General features: G+C 55.6%; 14 protein-coding genes. 2 read left to right on the top strand and 12 right to left on the bottom strand.

Going from position 1 to position 15,201, the window contains the following annotated elements; all coding sequences use genetic code 11:
- Positions 1 to 57: 57 nt before the first annotated feature.
- The 12 genes from RUDLU_RS0117185 to RUDLU_RS0117130 all read right to left on the bottom strand — a co-directional run bounded on the left by RUDLU_RS0117185 (position 58) and on the right by RUDLU_RS0117130 (position 13,293).
- Entirely contained in the window at positions 58 to 1,293 is a 1,236-nt protein-coding gene (locus RUDLU_RS0117185; RefSeq protein WP_211220215.1) for an alkaline phosphatase family protein, read from the bottom strand.
- A 58-nt stretch (positions 1,294 to 1,351) separates the two neighbouring features.
- Positions 1,352 to 2,470, bottom strand: a complete 1,119-nt coding sequence (locus RUDLU_RS0117180; RefSeq protein ID WP_019989642.1) for a vWA domain-containing protein — start codon at positions 2,468 to 2,470, stop codon at positions 1,352 to 1,354.
- Positions 2,471 to 2,477: 7 nt separating this feature from the next.
- The gene (locus RUDLU_RS0117175; RefSeq protein WP_019989641.1) at positions 2,478 to 3,404 is read right to left on the bottom strand and encodes an AAA family ATPase; all 927 of its coding nucleotides are present in this window, start codon (positions 3,402 to 3,404) and stop codon (positions 2,478 to 2,480) included.
- A gap of 392 nt (positions 3,405 to 3,796) precedes the next feature.
- Positions 3,797 to 4,279, bottom strand: coding sequence for an IS200/IS605 family transposase (gene tnpA, locus RUDLU_RS0117170; protein WP_019989640.1), 483 nt, complete (start codon positions 4,277 to 4,279; stop codon positions 3,797 to 3,799).
- 276 nt (positions 4,280 to 4,555) lie between these two features.
- Positions 4,556 to 5,494: a heme-dependent oxidative N-demethylase family protein gene (locus tag RUDLU_RS0117165; RefSeq protein WP_027303159.1), complete on the bottom strand. Its 939-nt coding sequence runs from the start codon at positions 5,492 to 5,494 to the stop codon at positions 4,556 to 4,558.
- Positions 5,495 to 5,558: 64 nt separating this feature from the next.
- Complete coding sequence (locus RUDLU_RS0117160) at positions 5,559 to 6,362, bottom strand: FAD binding domain-containing protein (protein WP_019989638.1); 804 nt, start codon at positions 6,360 to 6,362, stop codon at positions 5,559 to 5,561.
- A gap of 107 nt (positions 6,363 to 6,469) precedes the next feature.
- Positions 6,470 to 8,842, bottom strand: coding sequence for a xanthine dehydrogenase family protein molybdopterin-binding subunit (locus tag RUDLU_RS0117155; protein ID WP_019989637.1), 2,373 nt, complete (start codon positions 8,840 to 8,842; stop codon positions 6,470 to 6,472).
- A 93-nt stretch (positions 8,843 to 8,935) separates the two neighbouring features.
- Complete coding sequence (locus RUDLU_RS0117150; RefSeq protein WP_019989636.1) at positions 8,936 to 9,505, bottom strand: (2Fe-2S)-binding protein; 570 nt, start codon at positions 9,503 to 9,505, stop codon at positions 8,936 to 8,938.
- 85 nt (positions 9,506 to 9,590) lie between these two features.
- Positions 9,591 to 10,037 (bottom strand): SRPBCC family protein, encoded by a 447-nt coding sequence (locus RUDLU_RS0117145; RefSeq protein WP_027303158.1) that lies wholly within the window; start codon positions 10,035 to 10,037, stop codon positions 9,591 to 9,593.
- A 184-nt stretch (positions 10,038 to 10,221) separates the two neighbouring features.
- Positions 10,222 to 11,361, bottom strand: coding sequence for a cysteine desulfurase family protein (locus RUDLU_RS0117140; RefSeq protein ID WP_027303157.1), 1,140 nt, complete (start codon positions 11,359 to 11,361; stop codon positions 10,222 to 10,224).
- Positions 11,362 to 11,363: 2 nt separating this feature from the next.
- On the bottom strand, positions 11,364 to 12,473 hold the full coding sequence (locus tag RUDLU_RS0117135) for an XdhC family protein (protein ID WP_027303156.1): 1,110 nt from the start codon (positions 12,471 to 12,473) through the stop codon (positions 11,364 to 11,366).
- A gap of 328 nt (positions 12,474 to 12,801) precedes the next feature.
- Positions 12,802 to 13,293, bottom strand: coding sequence for a DUF6265 family protein (locus RUDLU_RS0117130; RefSeq protein ID WP_019989632.1), 492 nt, complete (start codon positions 13,291 to 13,293; stop codon positions 12,802 to 12,804).
- An 82-nt stretch (positions 13,294 to 13,375) separates the two neighbouring features.
- On the opposite strand from RUDLU_RS0117130, the gene RUDLU_RS0117125 reads away from it, so the two are divergent.
- Entirely contained in the window at positions 13,376 to 13,972 is a 597-nt protein-coding gene (locus RUDLU_RS0117125) for a 3-keto-disaccharide hydrolase (protein ID WP_019989631.1), read from the top strand.
- 59 nt (positions 13,973 to 14,031) lie between these two features.
- Positions 14,032 to 15,156, top strand: a complete 1,125-nt coding sequence (locus tag RUDLU_RS0117120) for a DmpA family aminopeptidase (protein WP_019989630.1) — start codon at positions 14,032 to 14,034, stop codon at positions 15,154 to 15,156.
- Positions 15,157 to 15,201: the final 45 nt, after the last annotated feature.

Here is a 15,201-nt window from a genome sequence, read left to right as displayed (position 1 = left end):
TGTACAGACTCCTCTATAAAAAAATGGCTTCCGCAACCTACCCTCGCTATAAGTACGTTATTTCAGCACAATCCAGCGATTAACGGAGTTATCGGGGCCTTGCAGCCAGATTTTGTAAAACGATGAGGGGCGCTTTTCCAGCGAAAACACAGCCTGCTCCTGCCCTAATGGCACATTGCCGAGCAATTGGTAGCGGTCTGTACCGCCGGTTTCAAACGCGTTGGTTGTGGATAACCAAACCTTTACGCGGCCCGTTTGTGAAAACGATTTCCAGCTAAGGTGCAGGCTTTTGCCCTGTAGTTTTGCCTGCGGCTCGGCCAGCGAAACGGGCCCGATGAGCGGCACCCCGTCGATTTCGCGCTCCACCTGGGCGGGGAGTTGGAGTAACATGTGCCGGGCGATAGTCGGCATCAGGTCCACAATACCCGGCACCTGTTGTTTCCCGTAAGCGTTCAGGTCGGGCTTGTTAGCTACGATCCAGGTCTGTCGTTCACGATCCGACTGCCCGCCGTGGTTATGGCCCGTTTTGGCATCGCGGCCGTGGTCGGTTGTAATTACCAGCAGCCAATCTTCGGCAAATTGTTGTTGGCGTTGTTGCAGGGCCCAGCTCAATCGGCCAATCTGAGCGTCCATCTTTTCAACAGCAGCATACATCTGCGGGCTATCGCCGTAGCGGTGCCCCATATCGTCGGTGTATTCCAGATATACCCACGACAAATCCGGTGCCTGTCGACTCAGACAAGCCACGGCTTCGTCTACCACCCGGTCGTCAATTCGGCTCATGTAGGTCTTCTCGCGGTCGTGTGGGAAGGTAACGGTGTCCAACTCGTACCCATCGGCGTGGAAGTCAACCTGTAACTTTCCGGTTTGGGGCAGGCCCTCACCAACAAGCTTCGTGCGGTTGTCGAGCCAGCTCGAAAAAACGGCTGTTTTGCGGTTGGGATACTGGCTTTTCAGCAGTCGGAAGAGGGTTGGATACTGGTAGTTGGGGTCTTTGATGTCGTTGTCCCAAACGTTGTGTTTGTTCACCCAGGTGCCGGTCAGGAGGCTATTGTACCCAACCGCCGAGATCGTGGGTGTCTGCGAATACGTCCCTTTTTGCCCACCCACATACGCTTGTTTGTAAAACCCGACTCGGCTCAGGCTATCCAGATGCGGGGTGTTTGTCTTTTCCAGCACATCGGCCGGAATTCCGTCTACAATAACAAACACCGTTTTTGGGGTGCGTACCTGTGCCCTGGCAGGCGCCAGAAAAACAAGGGTCAGCAGCAAGAAAAAGCTCGTACGTTTCACAATGAATACAGGTAGATTTCTGCACAAAGGTAGCCGTAAACGCACACTGTAACTCTCCCTACAGCCAGGCGTCAAGCGCGCGCAGGCTCTCTACGTTATGCACCGGCGCAAACCCGTCGAGCAGCGGCAGGGCAGCCTGCATGCCCGCTACGTTGGGTTGGAAAGAAGGATTGCCCGCCAGCGGATTGAGCCAGACAACCTTGCGGGCTTTCTGCTTAATGCGGGTCAGGCTCTCGGTGAGCACGTCGACATCGCCCGTATCCCAGCCATCGCTCAGGATAATCACGAGCGTGTGTCGGTCAACGAGGTTCAGGTACTCGTCGGCAAACTGTTGCAACGAACCGCCGATTCGGGTGCCTCCCCCCCAGCCCGAAACTGATTCTGAAAGCTCGCGCAGGGCTTCGGCAAAGGGGCGGTTGCGCAGAGCAGGCGTAATCCGGTGGAGGCTCGTGCTGAACACAAACGTTTCGATACGCCGATACACCGTCTGAAACGCGTACAAAAACTGAATCAGAAACGCACTGTAGAGGTCCATCGACTGACTCACATCGGCCAGTACCACCACGTTGAGATGGTTTTTGCGAGGTCGGCGATAGGCCACTTCGAGCAACTCACCCCCGCGCCGGAGATTTTTACGCAGGGTTTGGGGCAGGTCGAACTGCCGAGCTGCGGATGTTTTGCGGTACCGTCGGTTGGCCCGGCGGGCCATCGTGAGCGACAATTCGCGGATACGCTGCATCACCTCGGCCAGATCGTCGGCGGCAATGACCGAAAAATCTTTCTGGCTCAGATTCTCCTGTACAGAGTACGTGGTCAGCTCGGTTTCTTCGGATGGTTTATTGCCATATAGCCAAGATTTCAGCTGGTTGAAGTCGGGGCCGGGCTTTGGCTTCTGCCGTTGCTTTTTGGGGTCGTCTTTGATCTTCGAGTCAACAGCCTTTTCAAGCTCTTTCCAGTACTGCCGAAACAGCCGGTCGAACGGCTCCAGATCCTGCACGCGCCGACAAAGCACCGTGCGCAGGGCCAGCCAGAAAGCATCGCGATCGCCCAGGTCAACCTGCCCCAGCGCCTGTAGGGCCGTGCTTTCCTCGTCGGGGCCAATAGCCATTCCGTTCTCCCGCAGAAACCGGCAAAACGCTACGATATTGTGCGAAAGGGTGGTTCGGCGCGTAATCATGGCGTGTTCAGAGCGTATCCCATTTCGAAATGACACCCGCTTTCTCGTACAGTTCGCTCAACGACAACTGCACGTGCCGAACGTCTTTCCAGTCTTTCAGAATCACACCGAGGGTCTGCTCCACCAGTTCCTTGTCGAGATGATCGAGGTGCATGGCCGCAAGGGCCGTTGCCCAGTCGAGGGTTTCAGCGATACCGGGCGTTTTCTCGAGCCGAAGCTGGCGAAGGGCCTGCATAAACGAGCTGATTTGTTTGGCCAGCCGGTTATCAATCTGCGGTACTTTTTCGAGAACAATGGCCAGCTCCTTGTCGTAATCGGGATAATCGATCCAGAGGTATAGGCACCGTCGGCGGAGGGCCTCCGAGAGTTCACGGACACGGTTACCCGTAACCACTACATATGGGATGTGCGTCGCCCGGATGGTGCCGATTTCGGGGATGGTAATTTGCCAGTCGGAGAGTACTTCGAGCAGGAAACTTTCAAACTCCTCATCGGCCCGGTCAACTTCGTCGATGAGCAAAACCGGCGGCTTATGGTGCGTGATGGCCTGCAACAAAGGCCGTTTGAGCAGAAACTTGTCGGAGAAGAGGGTTTCTTCCTGAGCCTGCACGGCCTCGGCCGATGGGGTTTCGGTCGTTTGGCTGCCCGTTACTTCCAATACTTTCAGGTGCAGCAACTGTCGCTGGTAATTCCACTCGTACAAGGCATGGTTGGCGTCGAGGCCTTCGTAGCATTGCAACCGGATCAGGTCGGTATTGAGAGCACGGGCCATCACCTTAGCAATTTCGGTTTTACCAACCCCGGCCGGCCCCTCGATCAGCAGCGGTTTTCTCAGTTGCATGGCCAGAAACACCGACATCACCACCTGTGGGTCGGTTTGGTAGCCCTGAGCCTGTAGGAGTGTCTGAATGGATTCGCGGGTATGTTGAGGCATAAAAGGCAAACAGATTAAATGGGTAGTTGGGGTTACGGAGCAGACCGCTCGGGCCTATGCAATTTACGAGAGAAAGCTATTACCTATTAACGGTGAACCCCTACGGGGTAAATTGCAACCGACTGTTACAACCCGGTGCTATTAACTGCAAACCCCTACGGGGTAAATTAAAATCAACTGCTTCGACCCATTGCTAGTAACCGAAAACCCCTACGGGGTAAATTGCAACCGACTGCTTCGACCCGTTGCTAGTAACCTTAAATTCCTACGGGGTAAATTACAACCGATTGTTTCGACACATGCTATCTACCCCGTAGGGGTTTGCAGTTCGTAGCTAAACCGGATGAGCCTACCCGCTTCGCTTGCTCCGTAGGAGCTTTCCGTTTTCTGATTCAGTCTTTAGTGTCGGCTGTCTCATCATAAAAATCGAACAGGTAATGTTCATCATAAGGCACTTCAAACTTCTGCAAAAAGCCTATGTATTCTTCCCGAAATGTGCGCTTTCGGTGATGTTCTTCCTGATTCAACACATACTGGACAATGGTGTTTATCTGCGATTGGCTGTAGCTAAATGCACCGAACCCTTCCTGCCAATAAAAACTCGGTTTTACCAATTGTTGCTCTTTCATCCACAAGGTAGTCGCTCGCTTTATATCTCGTACAAGGTCCGACAGAGCGAGGTCGGGCGTGAACCCAATGAAAAGGTGCGCGTGGTCGGGCATACAATGCACAGCCATTAGTTTTTGCTCACGTGCCTGAACGATACCTGTGATGTAACGGTGTAAATTCTCTTTGGCATGCTTTGGAATAGCATTTTGTCGTCCTTTTACGGCGAAAACAACGTGTACGTAAAGTTGAGTGTACGTGTTGGGCATTGTTCTATTAACTGTAAACCCCTACGGGGTAAATATGCACCTACCTCGAACCGGCTATTAACGGTGAACCCCTACGGGGTAAATTGCAATCGACTGTTACAACCCGTTGCTATTAACCGCAAACCCCTACGGGGTAAATTGCAATCGACTGTTACAACCCGTTGCTAGTAACGGTGAACCCCCACGGGGTAAATACGCTAATAAAATGGCTACCGCGAACCGGCTATCACGCATTAATCAGACTACTCCCTATCAGCTCGCCCAGACTCCAACACGCTACAGATTAGCCTTGGTAAGGCCCCGCTCTAAAAAATGAATCAACGGGCTCAGGAACGGCGAAATCCCCTTGTAGTCGATCATGGCGGGCGGGGTGGTATTTAGGACATTCAGCAGCCGCCGGGCCGCATCGGGCCGTTGAGCCATCTCATCAGCAAGCCGGTTTTGGTAGGTGTGAATGCCAAACAGAATAGCCCCCGAACGCGAAAGCCGGGTAAGCGTTTGCCGCTCAATCCGCACAAAAAGGTGCGCCCCGGCCGTTTCGGGCGTCAGCGTAGGCAACCGTTGTTGTAGTTGGTCGTTCAGGTGGGGCATCCGCCGACTGCTCATGTCCAGTTGGTCGCTTGCCTTAATGCTCCAGTTGAGCCGCCATACCGTGCGGCCGGCGGGTAGCCGCTGCATCAGTTGTCCGGCGGCCTGCATCATAGGCGGCACAATGGGGTTGATAGGCGCGTGGATTTCCCAGAAAGGCAAGCCCAGTTTTTCATCGAGGCACCAGCCATTTCCAAAGCACAATTGGCCTGCCACGAGCCGGGTCTCATCGCCCGAAAGCAACAATAGGTCTTCCTGTACCTGTTGGCCTATCCAATCAATCGGAAACGTTGACAGCGCTCCTTCCTTATGGGGCCAGATAGTCGTGGTTTCGCCCAAAAGTCGGTTAGTCCAGACCCACTGCCCGGCCTGTTGAACAAACAAAAACGAATCGGGGTAGTGCCTCGCTGCGTGCTGCATCAGTAGTTCGGCAGCTTCCCAGTGAGCCAGTTCGTAACCGGGCAAGGCCTGTGCATAGTAACCGGGAACCGTAGCCAGCAACTGCCGCTTCAGGCTTATTTCGGCCCGATAATGGGCATCTACTTCCAGCAGCGGCTCGGTCGGGCCCAGGGGGGCCGTCCCCATTTTATCGTTAAACCGGTCGCCAAAAGGGAAGTAAGGAAGCATAGACATAAAACGAAGAGCACGGAAAATCGGCATAACCGACTTTATCCGTGCTCTTCACCCAAAATTAAGCAACGGCGTTGAGCGCGCGCTTCAGAAATACATTCGCCAAATGCCGCCGGTACTCCTCCGATGCGTAATGATCCGACATCACCGATACACCCGAGGCCACCGAGGTAGCCGATTGGCCGCTGTTCAGTTGCTCTTCAACGGCTGTATCGCGGAAGGGCGTGTCTGAAACGCCCGAAAACGCAACGCGCACCTTACCATCGGCCGATTTTACAACGGCACACCCCACAATAGCGTAGCGCGAGGCTGGTTGCGAAAACTTCTGGTAGGTCATCCGGGCACCGTTCTCAACCGGCACCCGAACCTGCGTAATCAGTTCGTCGGCCGCTAAGGCCGTCTCAAACATACTCGTGAAAAAGTCGGAGGCTTTGATTGAGCGGCTCCCCGATGGCCCCTCGACCACAATCGTAGCATCAGCGGCCAAAACCATAGCGGGCCAGTCGGCCGAGGGATCAGCGTGGGCGAGCGACCCGCCAATGGTGCCCCGGTTGCGCACAGCCGGGTCGCCAATATGACTGGCCCCTTCGGCAAACATCGGCAGATGTTGCTTCACCAGGTCCGACGATGCAATGTCGCCGTGGGTGCTACCCGCCCCAATCACGAGTTCGTTACCGTCGAGCCGAATACCTTTCAGCTCGGCAATACGCCCTACATCGACGAGTGCATCGGGTGCGTTCAGACGCAGTTTCATCGACGGGATCAAACTGTGGCCACCCGAGAGGGCTTTACCACCTTCGGCCAGCAGGGCTACAGCCTCGGCAATGCTACCGGCTCTTTTATATTGAAAAGGGTATGTTATCATGGTGAAAGAGTTTACAGTTTCCGGTTTACAGTTTTCAGTTGAACTACTCCGCCAGGACTAGCACCGGACGAACTGTAAACCGAAAACTGTAAACAGGAAACTTCTTATTAATTCATGGCCCGCCAAACGCGTTCGGGGGTAAGGGGCATCAGGATATCTTTGACCTGATGACCTCCGCTCCAGAGAGCATCGATCACGGCGTTGACGACGGCGGGCGTCGACCCGATGGCCCCGGCCTCACCGGCCCCTTTCACACCCAGCGGATTGTGTGGGCAAGGCGTTGTTTGGTTAGCCGTTTCAAACATGGGCAGGTCATCGGCGCGGGGCATACAGTAATCCATGTATGAGCCGTTGGTCAGCTGCGCGTTCTCGTCGTAAATGGTGCCTTCGAGCAGCGCCTGCCCGATTCCCTGAGCCAACCCGCCGTGAATTTGGCCCTCCACAATCATGGGGTTGATAATATTCCCCACGTCGTCCACGGCAATCATTCGCTTCAGCGTCACCTTACCGGTTTCCTTATCCACTTCGACCACAGCGATGTGGCAACCAAATGGATAGGTGAAGTTGGCCGGGTCGTAGAAACTTGAGAAATCGAGGCCCGGTTCGAGGCCCGCCGGGTACACGTGCGGCACATAGGCCGTCAGGGCCACGTCGCCAAAACCAATTGACTTATCGGTACCTTTTACGGTCCATTTCCCGTTGCCGTATTCGAGGTCGCCCTCGGCGCATTCGAGTTTGTGGGCCGCAATTTTGGCCCCTTTCTCCAGCACTTTATCGATGCTCTTCATAATGGCCGAACCACCAACCGCCAGCGAGCGCGAGCCGTAGGTACCCATACCAAAGGCAACGGTATCGGAGTCGCCGTGTACCAGTTCCACGTCTTCCATCGGGATACCCAGCTTATCGGCAACCACCTGTACAAACGTGGTTTCGTGGCCTTGTCCGTGCGAGTGCGAGCCCGTAAACACGCTTACCTTACCCGTAGGTTGTACGCGTACCTGTGCCGACTCGTACAAGCCAGCGCGGGCTCCCAGTGCCCCCACCACCGCCGACGGTGCAATACCGCAGGCTTCGATATAGGTCGAGATACCCACACCCAGCAGTTTGTTCGATTGGGCGGCTTCTTTCTGGGCCTGCCGGAAATCTTCGTAACCGAGCATTTCAAGCCCTTTTTGCAGCACCGGGTGGTAGTTGCCCGAGTCGTATTGCAGGGCTACCTGCGTCTGATAACCGGGTTGTGTGACCCCGTCGAAAGGCGGAATAAAGTTCTGGAACCGGAGTTGCGCAGGGTCTTTGCCCATTTCGAGAGCTGCCAGATCAATCAGGCGTTCGAGCAGGTAGGTAGCCTCCGGCCGACCGGCCCCCCGGTACGCATCTACCGCTACGGTGTGCGTAAACACACAAGTCATGTCGATGTTGATTTTCGGCGTTGTGTACACTCCCTGCAGCAGCGTACCGTGCAGGTAGGTAGGTACGGCCGGGGCAAACGTCGACAGGTAAGCGCCCATGTTGGCAATGGTCTTTATCCGCAGACCCGTAATGTTACCATCGGCATCAAAGCCCATTTCGGCCTTGGTTACGTGGTCACGGCCGTGGGCATCCATCAGAAAAGCCTCCGAGCGGTCGGATGTCCATTTTACCGGTTGCCCCAGTTGCTTCGACGCCCAAGTTACCAGAGCCTCTTCGGTATAGTGATAGATTTTTGAGCCAAAACCACCTCCTACGTCGGGGCCAACCACGCGCACCTTATGTTCGGGAATACCGAGCACAAACGCGCACATCAGCAACCGAATCAGGTGCGGGTTCTGGGTAGAGGTGTACAACGTGTACTTATCGGATACCGTATCGTAATGCCCGATGTAAGCGCGCGGCTCCATCGCGTTGGGCACCACCCGCTGATTGACAAACTCCAGCGTGGTCACGTGGGCCGCACTTTCGATGGCGGCATCCACTTCTTCAACCGGGTTACCGAATGTCCAGTCGAATGCCTTGTTATCCGGGTATTGGTCGTGTACTTTGGGCGCACCGGGTTTCAGCGCATCGGCCGGGCTGGCGATGGCGGGGAGCTCTTCCCACTCCACCATTACGGCTTCGGCGGCATCAGTCGCAATGGCTTTAGTTTCGGCAATAATGACCGCCACGGGATCACCAACGTGCTTGGCCGTGTCGCCGGTAGCAATGAGCATCGGGTGCTTCGGCTCACGCATGGTCTCGCCGTTGCGGAAGTTCACCTGCCAGCCGCACGGCACCCCGTTGAGCTCCTTCACGTCGTCGCCGGTAAAAACAGCAACTACGCCTTCCATAGCCAGGGCCTCGGCCGTGTCAACGCTCAGTACGCGGGCGTGGGCGTAGGGGCTACGCACAAAGTGGGCATGGAGCATGCCCGGCAAATTGATATCGTCGGTATAACGGCCTTTTCCCGTCAGAAAACGCTTGTCTTCAAGGCGTTTTACCGATTGTCCAATGAATTTATTGCTCATGGTTCTGGTGGTTTATCGTTTACGGTTCATAGTTTTTAGTTCGTTGACGCGTCAGCCAACCAAAAACTTTTCACCAAAAACCTTAAACTCATTTTAGTGGGTTTCAACGACTTCGCCGGTCGTTACATCATTGGTGAACAGGTGCTCATCGGCCACAACAGGCTCCTCCTGCTGATTGGGCTCAGGCTTGGTTGAGTGCGTGGCGGCCCACTGAATCGCCTTCACGATATTGTGGTAGCCCGTACAACGGCAGATATTCCCTTCGAGCGCTTCACGAATCTCAGCCTCTGAGGGGTTGGGGTTGTGCTTGAGCAGGTCGGCAGCCGTCATAATCATCCCCGGTGTGCAGAAACCGCACTGTAGCCCGTGGCACTCTTTGAAGCCCTCCTGAAGCGGGTGAAGTTGTGAGGTAGTCGGGCTATCCTGAATGGCCATACCTTCGATGGTCGTTACCGAGCAGCCATCGGCCTGAGCAGCCAACAGCGTACACGATTTTACCGCCACCCCATCAACATGAACTGTACAGGCTCCGCAGGATGACGTGTCGCAACCGACGTGGGTACCCGTCAGGTGCAGTTGGTCGCGGAGGTAGTGAACCAGCAAGGTGCGGTCTTCAACCTCCGACTTACGGGTTTTCCCATTAACTGTGACTTGAATTTGCATAGGAAAAAGGGGTTATAGTTTGTGTGTCAAGTGCGTAAAGACAGGGCCTGCCCGTTGGCGGGGCGGTTTCCGGCCTTACCGTTGACTATGGATTCTCGTTGATGGCCTGTTCGAGGTTATCGAAAAACTGCTTGGTGAGGGTGTTGGCGACCCCCGAAATGACCCGCTGTCCCGTGCGGGCCAACAACCCCGACAGCCGGGCGTTGCCGTCGAACGACACTTCGGTCTGGGTATCGGTAATGGGCTTAAGCGAAATAGCCACGCTGGCGTCGGCATTGCCGATCTTGCTGTTCTGCTTGACGTGCAGGGTATAGCCTTCGTTCTCGCGAATGTCGGCCAACGACAAATCGCCGGAGAAAGAACCGCTTACGGGGCCTATTTTCACCTCAGCAATGGCCTTGAATTCGTTATCGCCGGTTTTTTCGAGCCGCGAAACAGCCGGAACTACCTGCGCGAGCGTGTCGGCATCCATCAGCATGCCCCAGATTCGAGACACGGGCGCATTCAAAACATGTGAACCAGTTAACTGCATAGTATTCGATAAAGGGTAGGGGCGACCTACTGTATCGCCTATTAAAAGTATAATTATCTTACTATTTAATGCAATTTTCCGGAATGCTTTTTCTTAGGGGTAGAACTTGATAGAATCGTTCATAAATGTGAGAGAAAAAGCCAGCCCGAGCGGCTGTAGAAGAGGTTCGGGCAGGTACGCCCGCTTACCGGCGCAACTGCCCGACTACTTGTTTAACGTGCTCCACCGCAACCTGAATATCGGCCTCGGTCGTGTGTCGCCCCAAGCTGAAGCGCACCGAACTGTAAGCCAGTTCGTCGGGCAGGCCGAGGGCCTTGAGCACATGCGACGGTTCGGTAGAGGCCGCATTACAGGCCGATCCGTTCGAAACCGCAATTTCGTTGAGACTCATCAGCAGCAACTCGCCATCGACGTCGGCAAAACGGATGTTTGTGGTATTGGGCAACCGCTGGGTGCGTGAACCGTTGACGGCACTACCGGGAATAGCCGCCAGAATGTCGGTTTCGAGCTTATCGCGCAGGACCGACAAGCGCGCAGTCTCTTCGTCCATGAGCGACTGGGCCAGCTGGGCAGCCCGGCCCAGGGCCACAATGCCCGGTACATTAAGCGTACCCGACCGGCGGCCCCGCTCGTGCCGACCGCCATCCTGCTGGGCAATCACGGTGGTTTTGTTTCGTACCACCAACGCGCCAATGCCTTTGGGCGCGTACAGCTTGTGGCCCGACAAGCTGAGCAGATCAATCGGGAGTTCGGCGAGGTTGATGGGCAGTTTACCCACAGCCTGCGTGGCATCGGTGTGGAAAAGTAGGCCCCGCTCGCGGGTCAGGCGGGCAATGTCGGCAATGGGCTGAACAACGCCAATCTCGTTGTTGGCCAGCATCACCGACACCAGCAACGTGTTGGGCTGTAGGGCGTCGGCTACTTGCCCGGCCGTAATGAGCCCCTCGCTATCAGGAATGAGGTAGGTGACCTCGGCCCCCAGTTTTTCGAGATGAGCGCAGGTGTCGAGCACGGCTTTGTGCTCGGTTTGTACCGTGATAAGGTGGTTACCCCGGTGCCGGTTAGCTTCAAAAGCGCCTTTCAGTGCCAGATTAATAGACTCGGTGGCCCCGCTTGTAAAGGCTATTTCGTTGGCGGCTGCCCCCAGCAGCCGGGCCAATTGTTTACGGGCTACATCAACGGCCTCTTCAGCTTTGAGTCCAAACACGTGCGTGCGCGAGGCCGCATTACCAAAATGGACGTTGAAATACGGCAACATGGCCTCCAGCACCCGCTCATCGACAGGGGTGGTGGCATTGTAGTCCATGTAAACCGGGTAACGCATGATTAGTCTCGCTCGTGAATGGGAGCCTGCCGGAGCCGCAAAAATGAACCACTCCGGCCGGAGAGCACCGCCCTGATTTCGGCCACAATGGAAAGGGCAATTTCTTCGGGTGAGGTGGCCCCAATATCGAGCCCGATGGGCGCGTGCATGCGGTCGGTTTCGGCCACGGGCGTCCCTTCTTCAGCCAGTTCCGACAGCATACGTTCGGTACGCACCCGGGGACCCAGTACGCCCACAAACGGCGCGTCGGTGGCCAGTGTGCGGGGCAGGTTGGCTTTATCAGTTTTGAAATCGTGCGCCATGAGCACAAAAGCTGTTTGATCGTCCACCGGAATGGCGTCAAAATCGGCGGGGGCCACCAAGGCATTGGCCGCGCCAAACAGGGCCTGGGTCACCTTTTGGGGGTTGGCTACTACAGTCGACTGCCAGCCGAGTTCGTTCAGGATCCGGACGAGCGGGTACACATCGTACTGCTGCCCGAGCAGCACCACATGCGGGATGGGAGGCATCACCTCCACAAACAACTCGACCACCCGGCCATCGGCGAAGGGTATCTCGACCGGGGCCGACTTGCCTTTCTGAATATACCGTTCAATTTTTTCGGTAGCCGTAGTCATGGCGGCTTCGTCGGCCAGTTGAGCAAGGCTATTGGGGCCGGTGTACCGAAACATATCGCCCGTACCGAGGCCGTCCACCTCGTCGGAGACCTGCGTCACTGTCAGCAACACGTGGGTTTGCCGGTTGGCGGTCAGGCAGCTTCGGAGCAGTTCAATGGCTTTGGGAGCGTCGGCCTCAATGGGAGAGATGAGCACATCAATAACGCCGTTGCACCCCAGCCCAACGCCAATCTGGTAGGCATCGTCCTGCGTGGTGTCGTAGGTGATCAGGGTTGGTTTGGCCTGCGAAATAGCCAGCCGGGCCCGTTTGAGGGCGTCGCCTTCGAGGCAACCTCCGCTGATACCGCCCACCCAGGTACCATTGTCCATGATAAGCATACGGGCGCCGGTACGGCGGTACGACGACCCCTCAACCCGGACTACGGTGGCTAAAGCGGCTTTGGTTTCGGGGCTTTTGGCGTCGTAAGCGTTGATGATGGCTTTGATCTCTTTCATGGGTATGACAAGGCTACGGCCGTTGGTGTTGGCATGATGAACAGCCGCAAAAGAAATACATTTTTCGGGGTTTTTGTTTCCTCCTTCCAAGCCAAACCGGGTGATTTTTGTCAGGAAACGGGTTGATTCCCGGAATAAAATAGCTCAGTACTGGACATTAGATGTTGGACATTAGGCGTTAGACCTCCATCTATAAAGGCAGTAAGTCTAACGTCCAGTGTCTGAAGTCCGAATGTCCAGTACTGCAGTAAAATAGCCCCTGACTCTCCGTAGTACCGGTGAATCAGGGGCTTCGGGAAAGCCCGACATAACTGAAAGCAGGTGAGAATCAGCGTACCCGGTTGAACACAAACAGGTCGCTAAATGCCCAGTTGGCGTCTTTTTTCTCGCCCCGCCGAATTACGAGCTGATCGGGCGTACGTTTTTCGTAGATAATCCGAATGGAGCCGTCTTCTTTTTCAAACAGGGCCTCTTTGGCCGAAGCCTCCAGAAACCGGTACCGGTCCGACTTGTCTTTTTCTTCCCAGCCAATAAGTCCCTCTTTGAAATGCTTCACCATGGCTACGGGGCCAGCCGCCGTTTGCTCAAACGCAAACAGTTCGTACAGGCTGATTTTGTCGTTTTTCATCATTCGGATGAATCCGATAATGTTGTTGGCCTCCGGGGCCGACCAAACGGCTTCGATGGGGCCGCCGTTGTACGTGCCGCGCCAGTGGCCTTCGAGGAAACTGACAGCCGCCAGCGTAGCGGGTTTGCCCGATTGGGCCACGGATAGAAACGGCAAAAGCAACAGAAGGGGCAGTAGCCGAAGTGTTTTCATAGTACGCTTAGGAATCGGTTTTGTATAGGTAGAAACCTCGGCGCGTCTATCTTTACTCATCAAACAAGTCACTTACGCAAACATGAACCGTTTTGTCCCCATCGTTTTGTGCCTGATTGCTCTGGCATTCACGGCCCCCACCAAAAAGACCCGCCTGTTTAACGGCAAAGACCTGACGGGCTGGAAAGTGTATGGCACCGAAAAGTGGTACGTGGAAGACGGAAACCTTATTTGCGAAAGCGGCCCCGACAAAGGTTATGGGTATCTGGCTACCGAAAAAGCGTACAAAAACTTTGACCTTTCACTGCAGTTCAAGCAGGAGGCCAACGGCAACAGCGGGGTGTTTTTCCGGTCGAGCATCGAGGGTACCAAAATCAGCGGCTGGCAGGTCGAGGTAGCCCCCAAAGACCACGACACGGGCGGCATTTACGAATCGTACGGCCGGGGCTGGCTTCAGCAGATTCCGGCCGAAAAAGAAAACATCCTCAAGCCCGAGCAGTGGAACGACCTTCGCATTCGGGTGATAGGCGACCATGTGCAGACGTTCCTGAACGGGCAGCTGATGGTCGATATGCACGACGAGAAAATTGGCGCGGCCAACGGCTCTATTGCCCTCCAGATTCACGACGGTGGCGGTATCAAAGTCCGTTGGCGGAAACTGGTTGTGCAGGAGCTATAATCCGACACAACGAACCCGCATAGATTGAGTAATTTGGGGCGCACAAACCTGATCTTCAGATGGCGCCCCTTTTTCGTGTCTTTCTTTTTCTGCTGCTCGTCGCGAGTTACAACCCAGCGACTGCTCAATCCACCAAACGCCCCCGCGAATACGGCATCCGGTTTGGGGTTTTACCCACAGGTCCGCTCAACGCCATTACGGATGTGCCGGGGGTTCGGGTAGGTCAAATAACACTCCTGCAAGGCCCGAACGTCCGGACGGGCGTCACGGCGGTGTTGCCGCACACGGGCAATGTGTTTCGCCAGAAAAGCCCGGCGGCCATTTACATCGGCAACGGGTTCGGTAAACTGACCGGCTACAGTCAGGTTGAAGAACTGGGAACGCTCGAAACACCGATTGTGCTGACCAATACGCTCAATGTACCCACCGCTACCGATGCCCTGATCGACTACACCCTCACGCAACCCGGCAACGAGGAGGTGCGCTCGGTAAATCCCGTGGTGGGCGAAACCAACGACGGTTACCTTAACGATATTCGGGGGCGGCACGTTACCAAAGCCCATGTGTTGCAGGCACTCCGGGAAGCCAAAACCGGACCGGTTCAGGAGGGCAACGTGGGTGCCGGCACGGGTACCGTTTGTTTCGGGTTCAAAGGTGGAATCGGTACGGCTTCGCGGAAACTCCCCGGCAGTTTGGGCGGCTACACCGTGGGTGTACTCGTGCAAACCAATTTTGGGGGTGTATTGCAAATTGGCGGGGTGCCGGTTGGTGTTGAGCTGGGCAAGTATAGCTTCAAAGAGAAACTGGACGGCTCGTGCATGATGGTGGTGCTGACCGACGCTCCGCTCGACGCCCGCAACCTGAAACGATTGGCCAAGCGGGCTTTCATGGGCCTGGCCCAAACCGGCGGAATAGCCTCAAACGGTAGTGGCGACTACGTGATTGCGGTATCGACCGCTTACCAGATTCCGCACGACTCCGCCGAAGCGTTCGATCAGATCAGGGTTTTACGTAACGATGCGGTCTCGCCCCTGTTTATGGCTGCCATCGAAGCCACCGAAGAGGCTATCATCAACTCTCTGTTTGCGGCCCGTACCCTCACCGGCGACGGAGGCCACACCGCCGAGCAGCTACCGGTGGAGAAAGTGGTAGAAATGATCAGGAAGGCCGGGCAACTGAAATAAGACCAAACCAATTATAAAACACCAAAGCCGGGCTCAGGAGCCCGG

It is taken from the genome of Rudanella lutea DSM 19387 (genome assembly GCF_000383955.1).
GTDB classification, from domain to species: domain Bacteria; phylum Bacteroidota; class Bacteroidia; order Cytophagales; family Spirosomataceae; genus Rudanella; species Rudanella lutea.
Note: the sequence above shows the minus strand (reverse complement) of the source record. Positions and strands in the feature narration are given on the sequence as shown.

What these genes read in the sequence shown, in the direction of transcription:
- RUDLU_RS0117180 (WP_019989642.1), bottom strand. Translation starts at nt 2,470, where the DNA reads ATGATTACGCGCCGAACCACCCTTTCGCACAATATCGTAGCGTTTTGC.
- RUDLU_RS0117175 (WP_019989641.1), bottom strand. Translation starts at nt 3,404, where the DNA reads ATGCCTCAACATACCCGCGAATCCATTCAGACACTCCTACAGGCTCAG.
- tnpA (WP_019989640.1), bottom strand. Translation starts at nt 4,279, where the DNA reads ATGCCCAACACGTACACTCAACTTTACGTACACGTTGTTTTCGCCGTA.
- RUDLU_RS0117165 (WP_027303159.1), bottom strand. Translation starts at nt 5,494, where the DNA reads ATGCTTCCTTACTTCCCTTTTGGCGACCGGTTTAACGATAAAATGGGG.
- RUDLU_RS0117160 (WP_019989638.1), bottom strand. Translation starts at nt 6,362, where the DNA reads ATGATAACATACCCTTTTCAATATAAAAGAGCCGGTAGCATTGCCGAG.
- RUDLU_RS0117155 (WP_019989637.1), bottom strand. Translation starts at nt 8,842, where the DNA reads ATGAGCAATAAATTCATTGGACAATCGGTAAAACGCCTTGAAGACAAG.
- RUDLU_RS0117150 (WP_019989636.1), bottom strand. Translation starts at nt 9,505, where the DNA reads ATGCAAATTCAAGTCACAGTTAATGGGAAAACCCGTAAGTCGGAGGTT.
- RUDLU_RS0117145 (WP_027303158.1), bottom strand. Translation starts at nt 10,037, where the DNA reads ATGCAGTTAACTGGTTCACATGTTTTGAATGCGCCCGTGTCTCGAATC.
- RUDLU_RS0117140 (WP_027303157.1), bottom strand. Translation starts at nt 11,361, where the DNA reads ATGCGTTACCCGGTTTACATGGACTACAATGCCACCACCCCTGTCGAT.
- RUDLU_RS0117135 (WP_027303156.1), bottom strand. Translation starts at nt 12,473, where the DNA reads ATGAAAGAGATCAAAGCCATCATCAACGCTTACGACGCCAAAAGCCCC.
- RUDLU_RS0117130 (WP_019989632.1), bottom strand. Translation starts at nt 13,293, where the DNA reads ATGAAAACACTTCGGCTACTGCCCCTTCTGTTGCTTTTGCCGTTTCTA.
- RUDLU_RS0117125 (WP_019989631.1), top strand. Translation starts at nt 13,376, where the DNA reads ATGAACCGTTTTGTCCCCATCGTTTTGTGCCTGATTGCTCTGGCATTC.
- RUDLU_RS0117120 (WP_019989630.1), top strand. Translation starts at nt 14,032, where the DNA reads ATGGCGCCCCTTTTTCGTGTCTTTCTTTTTCTGCTGCTCGTCGCGAGT.